Annotated in this window: 11 protein-coding genes; 3 read left to right on the top strand and 8 right to left on the bottom strand. The window is 70.5% G+C overall.

Features of this window, described 5'->3' with window-relative positions:
• Window positions 1-6: 6 nt before the first annotated feature.
• The 8 genes from ACW4TU_RS35110 to ACW4TU_RS35145 all read right to left on the bottom strand — a co-directional run bounded on the left by ACW4TU_RS35110 (window position 7) and on the right by ACW4TU_RS35145 (window position 7,773).
• Entirely contained in the window at window positions 7-1,224 is a 1,218-nt protein-coding gene (locus tag ACW4TU_RS35110; RefSeq protein ID WP_457430486.1) for a TerD family protein, read from the bottom strand.
• A gap of 77 nt (window positions 1,225-1,301) precedes the next feature.
• The gene (locus ACW4TU_RS35115) at window positions 1,302-1,523 is read right to left on the bottom strand and encodes a hypothetical protein (RefSeq protein WP_330291892.1); all 222 of its coding nucleotides are present in this window, start codon (window positions 1,521-1,523) and stop codon (window positions 1,302-1,304) included.
• Window positions 1,524-1,693: 170 nt separating this feature from the next.
• Window positions 1,694-2,683, bottom strand: coding sequence for a zinc-dependent alcohol dehydrogenase family protein (locus ACW4TU_RS35120; RefSeq protein WP_457419900.1), 990 nt, complete (start codon window positions 2,681-2,683; stop codon window positions 1,694-1,696).
• Window positions 2,680-3,540, bottom strand: coding sequence for a carbohydrate ABC transporter permease (locus ACW4TU_RS35125; protein ID WP_457419902.1), 861 nt, complete (start codon window positions 3,538-3,540; stop codon window positions 2,680-2,682). Before ACW4TU_RS35125 ends, ACW4TU_RS35120 begins: the two co-directional genes overlap by 4 nt.
• Window positions 3,537-4,478, bottom strand: coding sequence for a carbohydrate ABC transporter permease (locus ACW4TU_RS35130; RefSeq protein ID WP_457419904.1), 942 nt, complete (start codon window positions 4,476-4,478; stop codon window positions 3,537-3,539). The genes ACW4TU_RS35125 and ACW4TU_RS35130 overlap by 4 nt, the downstream gene beginning before the upstream one ends.
• Complete coding sequence (locus tag ACW4TU_RS35135) at window positions 4,475-5,845, bottom strand: ABC transporter substrate-binding protein (protein WP_457419906.1); 1,371 nt, start codon at window positions 5,843-5,845, stop codon at window positions 4,475-4,477. Before ACW4TU_RS35135 ends, ACW4TU_RS35130 begins: the two co-directional genes overlap by 4 nt.
• Before the next feature lie 93 nt (window positions 5,846-5,938).
• Window positions 5,939-6,709, bottom strand: a complete 771-nt coding sequence (locus tag ACW4TU_RS35140) for a DeoR/GlpR family DNA-binding transcription regulator (protein WP_457419908.1) — start codon at window positions 6,707-6,709, stop codon at window positions 5,939-5,941.
• Between the two features lie 254 nt (window positions 6,710-6,963).
• A complete protein-coding gene (locus ACW4TU_RS35145) occupies window positions 6,964-7,773 on the bottom strand; it encodes an NAD-dependent epimerase/dehydratase family protein (protein ID WP_457419910.1) in 810 nt (269 codons plus the stop codon).
• A gap of 251 nt (window positions 7,774-8,024) precedes the next feature.
• Here ACW4TU_RS35145 and ACW4TU_RS35150 point away from each other — a divergent pair, with 251 nt between their 5' ends.
• From ACW4TU_RS35150 to ACW4TU_RS35160, 3 genes are all read left to right on the top strand, one after another.
• The gene (locus ACW4TU_RS35150) at window positions 8,025-9,020 is read left to right on the top strand and encodes a 5-dehydro-4-deoxyglucarate dehydratase (RefSeq protein WP_457419912.1); all 996 of its coding nucleotides are present in this window, start codon (window positions 8,025-8,027) and stop codon (window positions 9,018-9,020) included.
• Window positions 9,017-10,189, top strand: coding sequence for a hypothetical protein (locus ACW4TU_RS35155; protein ID WP_457419914.1), 1,173 nt, complete (start codon window positions 9,017-9,019; stop codon window positions 10,187-10,189). The genes ACW4TU_RS35150 and ACW4TU_RS35155 overlap by 4 nt, the downstream gene beginning before the upstream one ends.
• Window positions 10,190-10,346: 157 nt before the next feature.
• A complete protein-coding gene (locus ACW4TU_RS35160) occupies window positions 10,347-11,099 on the top strand; it encodes an MBL fold metallo-hydrolase (RefSeq protein ID WP_457419916.1) in 753 nt (250 codons plus the stop codon).
• Window positions 11,100-11,190 lie beyond the last annotated feature (91 nt).

An 11,190-nucleotide genomic window follows, 5' to 3' on the forward strand; every position in this document is an offset into this window, starting at 1 on the left:
GCGTGGCTACAGCGACTGGGCGGCCGGCTTCACCATGCCCCTGACCGTGCGGGACTTCACGAAGTCGCCGATCGCCGTCATCTCCCACTCGCCCGAGAACTGCTTGATCATCTTCGCCATCATCACGCCCGTCTGCGGTTCGGCGCTGGTCAGGTCGAAGCGGACCAGCTCCTCGCCCGTCGCCGCGTCCAGGAGGCGGCAGTACGCCTTCGCCACCTCGGTGAACTTCTGCCCGGAGAAGGAGTTGACCGTGAAGACCAGGCCGGTGACCTCCTGGGGGAGACGGCCCAGGTCGACCACGATGACCTCGTCGTCGCCGCCGCCCTCGCCCGTGAGGTTGTCGCCGGAGTGCTTGATCGCGCCGTTCACGATGGAGAGCTTGCCGAAGTAGCAGCTGTCGATGTGGTTGCGCTGCGGGCCGTACGCGATGACCGACGCGTCCAGGTCGATGTCCTTGCCCCGGTAGGCCGGCTCCCAGCCGAGGCCCATCTTGACCTGGGAGAGGAGGGGCCGGCCGCCCTTGACCAGGGAGACGGTCTGGTTCTTCTGGAGGCTTACCCGACCCTTGTCGAGGTTGATCTTTCCGGCGCCGGGAGCCGGGGCGGGCGGAGCCGGGGGTGCGGCCGGCGCGGAGGGAGCGGAGAACGACCCGGCAGGGACGGGCGGTGCCGCCGGGGGCGCGGGGGGCTGGACCGGGGCCGGCTGCGCGGCCGGTGCGGCAGCCGGTGTCGGCTCCTCCACGCTCACGCCGAAGTCCGTGGCGATGCCGGCCAGGCCGTTCGCGTAGCCCTGGCCGACCGCGCGGGCCTTCCAGGCGCCGTTGCGGAGGTAGACCTCGACGATCACCAGCGCTGTTTCCGCGCCGAGCTGGGGCGGGGTGAACGTCGCCAGTACGGAGTTGTCGGCCGCGTTGCGGATCGTGGCCGTCGGTTCGATGCCCTGGAAGGTCTGGCCGGCCGCGTCCGGGCTCGCCGTGACGACGATCTTCTCGATGCCCGGGGGGACGGCGGTGGTGTCGACCGTGATCGAGTCGGCGCTGGTGCCGCCGCCGGAGCGGTAGGTCACGCCCGGGCCGTTGGGCTGGTTGTAGAAGATGAAGTCGTCGTCGGAGCGCACCTTGCCGTCGGCGGTGAGCAGCAGGCTCGATACGTCGAGCCGCACCGGGGCAGCGACGTCCACCGTCACTCGGGTGACGGGGAGAGGGATGTTCGAGCCGGGGGTCATAGCTGTCATGACCGGTGAACGAGCGGACCCGCTTTGCCGTTCCCTTACCTTGCCGCCAATTGGTTCAGTCAATTGGTTCAGTGCCGGTTGCGGGGGTGGTTGCGGGCCGTTCGCTCGTTGCCGCGCTTGTAATTGCCGGTCCAGCGGGCCATGACCAGTTGGGGGTCGCCGGATTCCACTTCCGCCAGGAACTCGGTGGCCCTCGGGCCGCGGAGGGTGGTGGCGGGGTGGGTGCCGTGTGTGATCTTGACTGTGCCGTCGGGGTGGTGGGTGTAGGCGAAGCCGTTGGGGCGGGGCATGGGGGGATGGTAGGCGGGTGGGGTGGGTTCCGCCGAAGGGTTTTCGCCCCCGCCGCCCCTACCCGTCCCATCCCTGGGGGCTGCGCCCCCAGACCCCCCTTTCGCGCTGAACGCGCTCGTCCTCAAACGCCGGACGGGCTGAAAATGCCGGTCGGCACCGAGAAGGTGACCTACGGCACCACCACTATCTTCCGGCCCACCCCTGCGGCGAACTGGTCCAGGGCCTGGGGGTACTGGGCCAGGGGCAGGCGGTCGCTGATGAAGATCTCCGGGTCCAGGGCACCCGCCGCGAACAGTTCCGCCGCCCGTTCGAAGCTGTGCAGGACCGCCATCGACCCCGTGATGGTGATCTCCTGGTTGTAGATGCGGTACGGGTCGATCGTGACCCGGGTCGCGTAGTCCGCCACGCCGAACTGGAGGAACGTGCCCGCCTTCGTGACCCGGTCCAGGCCGTCCTGGATCGCCGCCGCGTTGCCCGTCGCGTCCACCACAACGTCCCAGCCCTGTGGGCGCTCCAGCTCGTCCGCGTTCGTCGCCGCCCCCGTCACGCCGAGCAGCTGGGCCGTCGACAGGCGTTGCGCGTTGATGTCGACCACGTCGACGCTCGCCGCGCCCGTCCGCTTGGCCAGCTCCAGCATCATCAGCCCCATCGTGCCCGAGCCGTAGATCAGGACGTGGGCGCCCAGGCGGGACCGGAGTACGTCGTAGCCCCGTACCGCGCACGACAGGGGCTCCACCAGCGCCGCGTCCTGGGTGCGGATGTGCTCCGGCAGACGTACGCAGTTCGCGACCGGCGCCACCGCGTACTGCGCCGCACCGCCCGCCGTCGTCACGCCGATCGCCGCCCAGCGTTCGCAGAGGTTGTTGTGGCCCGTGCGGCAGTAGCGGCACTCGTGGCAGTAGAGGGAGGGGTCCACGGCCACGCGGTCGCCCAGCGCCAGTTCCGTGACCGCCGTACCCACGGCCACCACCTCGCCCGCGAACTCGTGCCCGGGCACGATCGGCAGCGTGGGGGCGAACTCGCCCTGGAGGATGTGCAGGTCGGTGCCGCACAGGCCGCAGGCCGCGACCTCGACGACGACCTCGCGGGGGCCCGGAGTCGGGTCCGGGACCTCGGTGACGACGGCCTTGCCGACGGACTCGATGACGGCTGCCTTCACTTCACGGCTCCCAGCGACAGGCCCTGGACCAGTTTGTCCTGGGCGGCGAACCCCGCGGCGAGCACCGGCAGGGAGATGACGAGCGACGCGGCGCACACCTTCGCCAGGAACAGACCCTGGCTGGTGATGAAACCGGTCAGGAAGACGGGGGCCGTCTCCGCGACCACACCTGTCAGCACTCGCGCGAACAGCAGCTCGTTCCAGCTGAAGATGAAGCAGATCAGGGCGGTGGCGGCGATGCCGGGGAGCGCGATCGGGGCGATCACCCGGGCCAGGATCGTCGGCAGCTTCGCGCCGTCGATCTGGGCTGCCTCGATGATCGCCACCGGGACCTCGGAGAGGAAGGACTGCATCATCCACACCGCGATCGGCAGGTTCATGGACGTGTAGAGGATGACCAGCAGCCAGATGTTGTCCAGCATGTCCGTGTTCTTCGCGAACAGGTAGATCGGGAGCAGGCCCGCCACCACCGGCAGCATCTTCGTCGACAGGAAGAAGAACAGGACGTCCGTCCATTTCCGCACCGGGCGGATGGAGAGCGCGTATGCCGCGGGGAGGGCAAGGACCAGGACGCACAGCGTCGACACCACCGACGCCACCGTCGAGTTGATCAGCGACGGCCAGGGGCTCGCGCCGCCTCCCGTGCCGAAGAACTCGCGGTAGCCGTCGAGGGTCAGCGAGGCGCCGATGGACGGGGGGTTGGTCGCCGCGTCCTCCTCCGAGTGGAGGGACGTCAGGGCCATCCACGCGATCGGGAGGAAGAAGAGGATGCCCGCCAGCCAGGCCAGCAGACCCAGGCCCGCTCCTCGGGTGCGGCGGGGACGTACGCGTACTGCCGATTCTGCCGTGGCGCTCATGCTCGGGACGCCTCCTCGCGGAACAGGGACGAGACCACGCGCAGGGCGAAGGTCGCGATGATGATCGAGCCGATGACCACCAGGACGCCGGCGGCGGAGGCCAGACCGTTCTCGTGCGCCTGGTAGAAGCTCTGGTAGACGGTGTAGGGGAGGTTCGCCGTGCCCAGGCCGCCCGAGGTGATCGTGAAGACCGCGTCGAAGTTCTGGACGATGTAGATCGAGCCCAGAAGTGCCCCCAGTTCGAGGTAGCGGCGCAGGTGCGGGAGCGTCAGATACCGGAAGAACTGCCAGTCGCTCGCGCCGTCCACCCGGGCGGCCTCCAGCTGCTGCTGGTCGCGGCTCTGCAGTCCGGCCAGCAGGATCAGCATCATGAACGGCGTCCACTGCCAGACCAGCGAGGCCTCCACCGCGAGCAGCGGGGTGTTCGAGATCCAGTCCGGCTGGGGGCCTCCCACGTAGTGCAACAGGCCGTTCAGCAGGCCGTATTCGGGGTTGTAGAGCACGTGCTTCCAGAGCAGGGCCGCCGCCACCGGGACCACCAGGAAGGGGGCGATGAGGAGCGTGCGGACGAGGCCCCGGCCGCGGAACCTGCGGTCCAGGAGGAGCGCCAGGGCCAGGCCCAGGACCAGGCTGGCCAGGACCACCGCCGCGGTGAGCAGGACCGTCGTCCACACGGAGTGGCGCAGGTCGGCGTCGGTCAGGACCTCGGTGTAGTTGGCGAAGCCCGTGAAGCGGCGGGCCTTCGGGTAGAGCGCGTTCCAGTCGAAGAACGAGATCACCAGCGTGGCCACGAACGGGAGTTGGGTCACGGCGATCATGAAGATCAGGGCGGGGAGCAGCGGGGCCCGGGTGGCCCAGGCGCGCATGCGCTTCGAGGGGCGCTTCTCGGCGCGGACGGCTGCTGCGGCGGCTGTCGGGGCTGTCGTGGTCGCGGTCATCGTCCCTCGTACTCCTCGGAGATCTCCTCTGCCAGCTTCTGGGACTTCTTCAGGGCCGACTCGACGGACTGGCGTCCCGCGATGGCCGCGCTGATCTCCTGCGACACCTTGGTGCCGAGATCGGTGAACTCGGGGATGCCGACGAACTGGATGCCGGGCGCCGGGCGCGGCTGTACTCCGGGGTCGTCCGGGCGGGCGCCCTCGATGGCCTCCTTCGTCATCTCCTGGAAGGCGGCGGCCTCCTGGCGATAGGCGGGGTTCTCGTACGTCGACGCGCGCTTGCCCGCCGGGACGTCGGACCAGCCGATCTCGTCACCGACCAGCTGTTCGTACTGCTTGCCGGACGCCCAGGACACGAACTTCCAGGCGTCGCCGGGGTTGCGGGAGGCCTTCTGGATGCCCCAGGCCCAGGTGTAGAGCCAGCCGGAGGACTCCGTCTTCTCGACGGGGGCCGGTACGTAGCCGATCTTTCCCTTGACCGGGGAGTTCGCCGACTCCAGGGAGCCGGCCGCGGACGTGGCGTCGTACCACATGGCGACCTTGCCCTGGGTGATGTTGTTGAGGCACTCGGCGAAGCCGGCCTGGGGGGCGCCGGACTCGCCGTGGTCGCGGACCAGGCCGACGTAGAACGTCACGGCCCGCTGCCACTCGGGGGAGTCGAGCCTCGCCTTCCAGTCCTTGTCGAACCAGGTGCCGCCGAACGTGTTCACGACCGTTGTCAGCGGGGCCATGACCTCGCCCCAGCCCGGCAGTCCGCGCAGACAGATGCCCTTCATGCCGGACTCGGCGCCGTCGGCCTTCGCCGCCAGGTCGGCGACCTGGGTCCAGGTGGGGTGCGGGGGCATGGTGAGGCCCTTCGCTTCGAACACGTCCTTGCGGTACATCAGGAAGGACGACTCGCCGTAGAAGGGCTGGCCGTACAGTTTGCCGTCGTCGCCGGTCAGGGACTGGCGCATCGGCGCGAGGACGTCCTGTTCGTCGTACGCGCCGTCCTTCGCGACGTACGTGTTCATCTCGTGCAGCCAGCCGTTGCGGGCGTAGATCGGTATCTCGTAGTTGGAGAGGGTCGCCACGTCGTACTGCCCCGCCTGGTTGGCGAAGTCCTGGCTGATCTTGTCGCGGACGTCGTTCTCGGGCAGGACGGTGAAGTTGACCTTGATGCCGGTCTCCTTGGTGAAGTGGGCCGCGGTGAGCTTCTGCAACTCGACCATCTGCGGGTTGTTCACCATCAGGACGTTGACGGCGTCGCCGCCGGAACCGGACCCGCCCGCTCCGGCCCAGCAGCCGGAGAGCAGCGGGGCGAGCAGCGTCCCTGCGGCGGCCAGGGCGAGTGTGGCTCGCGGCCTCCGTCGGCTCGGGGTTCGCATGGATCGCTCCTGGAGATATGGGGGCATAGCGGGCATGTGTGGGTGTGGGGGTGCCGGTAAGGGGTGAGAGGTGGGTGGGCCGGGGTCTTGGTCTCAGACTCGGACGACCTGTGGGCCGCGCAGGGAATAGCGGTGTGCTTCCGCCGTGGGCAGCAGGGTGCTCGTGACGATCGTGTCCAGGTCGCCGATGTCGGCGAACCGGCAGAAGCTGACCGCCCCGAACTTGGTGTGCACGCCCGCGAACACCGTGCGCCGCGAGGCCCGGATCGCCTGTGCCTTGACCTCGCTGACGGCGGGGTCGGGCGTGGTCAGGCCGTGTTCGCGGGAGATGCCGTTGGCGCCGATGTAGGCCAGGTCGAGGACGAAGCCGGCCAGCATCTTCGTCGTCCAGTGGTCGACCGTCGCGAGGGTGCCGGGGCGGACCCGGCCGCCGAGCAGCAGGACCGAGGTGTTCTCGGCCTCCGCGAGCGCGCCGGCGACGGGCAGGGACGCGGTGACCACGGTCAGCGGCCGGTCCCCGGGCAGTGCCTCGGCGATGAGCTGCGGGGTGAACCCCTCGTCGACGAAGACCGTTTCGGCGTCCCCGAGCAGATCGGCCGCCGCGGCGGCGATCCGGCGCTTCTCGGGTACGTGACTGGTGGCGCGGAAGGCGAGCGTCGTCTCGAAACCGGCGCTCTCCACGGGATAGGCGCCGCCGTGGGTGCGGCGGACCAGGCCGTGGTCCTCCAGGGCGCGCAGATCGCGCCGTACGGTCTCCTTGGCCACGCCCAGATCGGCGGCGAGCGTGGTCACGTCGACCGAGCCGGTGGCACGGGCGGCGCGCACGATCTCCCGCTGGCGCTCCTCCGCCGTCCTGGAGTCCATGGCCGACACCCGCTTTCGCCGCTTGGCTGCCCGTTCGGGCCCGGTGGGACCCATGGGGGAAGTTCTACCGTCGGTGTGCGGCACTGACCAGGTCTGTCGCAGGCCCGATGCTGCCCGGGTGGGCCCGTTTGAGGGAGGCGGTGACCGTCGCGGACCTGCGGCGCTGTGGAGCGGGGCGTGGGATCGGGCAGGGCCGGTGCCCGAACACGACGACGGGCGGGCCCGTTCGGTGCCCGCCCGTCCCAGGTGTGCGCTCAGTACGGCCAGATCGGCGGGTCGCTCACGAAGTGGCCGCCCAGGTGGGCGTGGGCCACGTTCTCCGGGTCGAGGTCGCCCTGTTCGGCGATCAGTTTCTCCGCGTACGGCTCGGAGTCGTCCTGCGGCGCGTAACCGAGCGCCCGCGCGGTGCCCAGGTCCCACCACAGGCGGGTGTTGGCGGAGGAACCGTAGACGACGGTGTGGCCGACCTCCTCGGCGGTCAGGGCCGCGTGGAAGAGGCGGGCGCCGTCGGCGGGGCTCATCCACAGCGACAGCATGCGCACGCTGGTCGGCTCGGGGAAGCAGGAGCCGATGCGGACGGAGACGGTCTCCAGGCCGTGCTTGTCCCAGTAGAGCTGGGCCAGGTCCTCGCCGAAGGACTTGGAGAGGCCGTAGAAGGTGTCCGGGCGGCGCGGGGTGTCGACCGGGATCAGGGGATCGGCGCCCTGGGGGCGGGGGGTGAAGCCCACCGCGTGGTTCGAGGAGGCGAAGACGACGCGTCCCACGCCCTCCTGGCGCGCGGCCTCGTACAGGTTGTACGTGCCCTCGATGTTCGCCCTGAGGATCTTCTCGAAGGAGGATTCCAGCGAGATGCCGGCGAGGTGGACGATCGCGTCGACGCCCCGCACGGCCTCGCGCAGCGCCGCACTGTCGGTGAGGTCCGCGGTGATCGCGTCGGGTTCGCCCTCGACGGGGAGCAGGTCGAACAGGCGGAGTTCGTAGCCGTAGGACGGGAGCAGGTCCCGCATCAGGGTGCCGAGTCCGCCGGCGGCGCCGGTGAGCAGAACGGTGCGGGGAGCGGGCATCCTCGGGTCTCCTTGGGGGTCCTGGAGGGGTCTCCTTGAGGTGAAGCCGCATGTGTGTACGACATTCACATCCGTGGACACGCTAGGGAGGGGTGGCCGGTGTCGTCAAGTGTGACGTAGAGCTGGGGATTCTGCCCCGTAGTTGGCTGTCGGTCGCCTTGACCCGCCCCGCGGGGGCCCTTAGCGTGAAAGTGTTCAGAAATGTAGACGTTAATCAGAAGCGTGCACGATTGTATGTCCAGGGAGAGCCCGTGACGCCAGCCCCTCTCACCGCCGCCCTAGCCGCCCGACTCACCGTTCCGAGCGGTCCGCTGTTCTTCCCCGTCACCGCGTACGGCCCCGACGGCTCGCTCGATCTCGACGTCTTCCGCACGCATGTGCGCCAGGGCGTGGAGGCCGGCGCCGCGGCCGTCTTCGCGTGCTGCGGAACGGGGGAGTTCCACGCGCTGACGCCCGAGGAGTTCCAGGACTGCGTACGGGCCGCGGTGGAGGAGACGGCCGGGCGCGTGCCCGTGGTCGCGGGCGCCGGATACGGCACCGCGCTCGCCGTGCGCTACGCGCGTCTCGCGGAGGAGGCCGGGGCCGACGGGCTGCTCGCCATGCCGCCGTATCTGGTCGTGGCCGGGCAGGAGGGGCTGCTGCGCCACTACCGGGAGCTGGCCGCGGCCACCGCCCTGCCGGTCATCGTCTACCAGCGCGACAACGCCGTGTTCACGCCCGAGACCGTCGTCGGGCTGGCACGCACCGAGGGGATCATCGGGCTCAAGGACGGGCTCGGCGACCTGGACCTGATGCAGCGGATCGTGAGCGCCGTACGTGCCGAGGATCCCGGTGACTTCCTGTACTTCAACGGGCTGCCGACCGCGGAACTGACCCAGCTCGCCTACCGGGGCATCGGCGTCACCCTCTACTCGTCGGCCGTCTTCTGCTTCGCGCCCGAGATCGCGCTCGCCTTCCACAAGGCGCTGGGCACCGGTGACGACGTGACCGCGAACCGGCTCCTGGACGGCTTCTACCGGCCGTTCGTCGAGCTGCGGGCGCAGGGGCGCGGGTACGCCGTCTCGCTCGTCAAGGCCGGCGTACGGCACTCCGGGCTCGACGTCGGGGAGGTCCGGCCGCCGCTGCACGAGCCGACCGAGGATCATGTCAAGCAGCTGGTGCGGCTCGTCGAGCGTGGTCACACGCTTCTGGAGGCCGCGTCCGAGACCGCGGCCGTTGTCGGTTCCGAGTTCGAGGAGAGCGTGTGAAGGCGTCCGCATTCGTCTATCCCTGGGACGTCAACGGCGACCCCGACGCCGCCCGCCGGATCGCCGCGCTCGGCGTGGAACAGGTGACCCTCGCCTCCGCGTACCACTCCACGCGCGCGTTGACCCCCCGTCACCCGCGCCACCGCATCGTCACCGCCGAGCACACGGCCGTGCTGTACCCCACCGACCCCACGGACGAGCGCTGGGCGGGCCGTGAACTGCGCCCCTACGCCGCCGGGGCCTGGGCCCCCGGGGACGCGTACGGCGAGGCTGCCGACGCCCTCGCCGACGCGGGCCTCGACGTGCACACCTGGGTCGTCCTCGCCCACAACTCCCGCCTGGGCGCCGACCGTCCGGAAACCTCCGTGGTCAACGCCTACGGGGACCGTTACCCGTGGGCGCCCTGCATCGCGCAGCCCGCCACGCGCGCGTACCTCGTCGATCTCGCCGCCGAGGCCGCCGTACGGCCCGGGGCGCGCGGTACGGAACTGGAGTCCCTCGGCTGGTACGGACTCGCGCATCTGCACGCCCACGACAAGACCGGCGCCATCGGGCTCGGCGACGCCGGCCAGTATCTGATGGCCCTGTGCTTCTGCCCGTCCTGCCGGGCGGGGTACGGCGGCCAGGGCCTGGACCCCGACGAGCTGGCGGCGGCCGTACGCGCCGCGCTGGAGCCGCTGTGGCGTGGCGAGCCGGATCACGGGGGATGGGTGGGGGTCGAGAAGACCCTCGGTGAGGAGAAGGCGGCCCTCACGCGCGCGTGGCGCGAGGAAACCGCCCGCACGCTCCAGGAGGCGGCCGTCACGGCGGTCCGGGCGGCGGCCCCGGCCGGCTTCCAGGTCCTGCTGCACGCCGACCCCGTCCCGTACCACGTCGGCGCCAACCCGGGTGTGGACCCCGCGCACATCCTGTCCGTCGCGGACGGTGTGGTGGTGCCGTGCACGGGCGGAGCGGGCCTGCTGACGCCGTTCGCGGAGGCGGACCGCCCGGGCGCCGTCCTGGCCGCCAACCTCGTCGTGGTCTCCGGGATGGGCGGCAGCCCGGGCACCCTCGCGGCGGACGCGGAGCACGCGGCCGAACTCGGGGCCACGGAACTGCGGCTCTATCACGCCGGGTTGGCGTCGGACGCCGACCTGGACGCGGTACGGGACGCGCTGGCCCGGCGCTGAGACAGCGGGACCGCGGCCGGCCCGATCGCCGTGGGCGCCGACATCAGGGTGTTGAAGGGGCCTCGTCCTGAAATTCCCCCAGAGGGGGGACCCCCGGACGGGCTGAAATGAGGGCGAGCAGCCCTGTGCGGACCGCCTCGCCCCGTACGCTCCCCGCATGCCCCTGAGCCTCACCGTCCTCGGCACCGCCTCTCCGCATCCGGAGCCGGGACGCCCCTGCTCCGGCTATCTGGTGCGCGGCGGTGGTGCCGAGGTGTGGGTGGACGCCGGGCCCGGCACCTTCGCAGAGTTGCAGAGGCACACCGATCCCGCACGGCTCACCGCGATCTGGATCTCCCATCTGCACGCCGATCACCTCGCCGATCTGATCGCCGCCGTGTACGGGTTCGCGTACGGCGGGCTGACCCCGCCCGCGCCGATTCCCGTCTACGCGCCGCGTGAGTGCGCGCGCCGGCTCGCGGGGTTCTTCGGGCAGCCCAACCTCTACTTCCTGAGCGGAATCCTCGACTTCAGGCCGCTGTACGACGGCCACACCGTCCGGCACTGGAACCTGCGCCTCACGACCCGTGCCGTCTCCCACGGCATGGAGGCGTACGGACTGCGCGCCGAGTCGCAGGGGAAGGTTCTCGCGTACTCCGGGGACACCGGACCCTGCGAGGCGCTCGGGGAACTCGCCAAGGGTGCCGACCTGTTCCTGTGCGAGGCCGACATCGACCGGCATGGTGATAACGATGGCGAACAGGTACATCTGACGCCGGAGGACGCCGGCGCGTACGCGAAGGGCGCCGGCTCGCTGCTCGTCACCCACGTCGGACCCACGCTCACTCCCGACGCGGCCACCGACCGTGCCGCCGCCGTCTTCGGCGGGCCCACCGACACGGCGTACGAGGGCACCACGAAGCTCATCTGACCCGCGTGACGGCCCCCGCATCATGCGTCTTCTTTACTTTCTTTGTCGGAAGCGTTGACGAAACACGGAGCCCCTCCTACCTTCAAGCCGT

Source organism: Streptomyces kryoterrae (assembly GCF_054072135.1).

What these genes read in the sequence shown, in the direction of transcription:
- ACW4TU_RS35130 (WP_457419904.1), bottom strand. Translation starts at nt 4,478, where the DNA reads ATGACCGCGACCACGACAGCCCCGACAGCCGCCGCAGCAGCCGTCCGC.
- ACW4TU_RS35115 (WP_330291892.1), bottom strand. Translation starts at nt 1,523, where the DNA reads ATGCCCCGCCCCAACGGCTTCGCCTACACCCACCACCCCGACGGCACA.
- ACW4TU_RS35135 (WP_457419906.1), bottom strand. Translation starts at nt 5,845, where the DNA reads ATGCGAACCCCGAGCCGACGGAGGCCGCGAGCCACACTCGCCCTGGCC.
- ACW4TU_RS35160 (WP_457419916.1), top strand. Translation starts at nt 10,347, where the DNA reads ATGCCCCTGAGCCTCACCGTCCTCGGCACCGCCTCTCCGCATCCGGAG.
- ACW4TU_RS35110 (WP_457430486.1), bottom strand. Translation starts at nt 1,224, where the DNA reads ATGACCCCCGGCTCGAACATCCCTCTCCCCGTCACCCGAGTGACGGTG.
- ACW4TU_RS35125 (WP_457419902.1), bottom strand. Translation starts at nt 3,540, where the DNA reads ATGAGCGCCACGGCAGAATCGGCAGTACGCGTACGTCCCCGCCGCACC.
- ACW4TU_RS35140 (WP_457419908.1), bottom strand. Translation starts at nt 6,709, where the DNA reads ATGGACTCCAGGACGGCGGAGGAGCGCCAGCGGGAGATCGTGCGCGCC.
- ACW4TU_RS35145 (WP_457419910.1), bottom strand. Translation starts at nt 7,773, where the DNA reads ATGCCCGCTCCCCGCACCGTTCTGCTCACCGGCGCCGCCGGCGGACTC.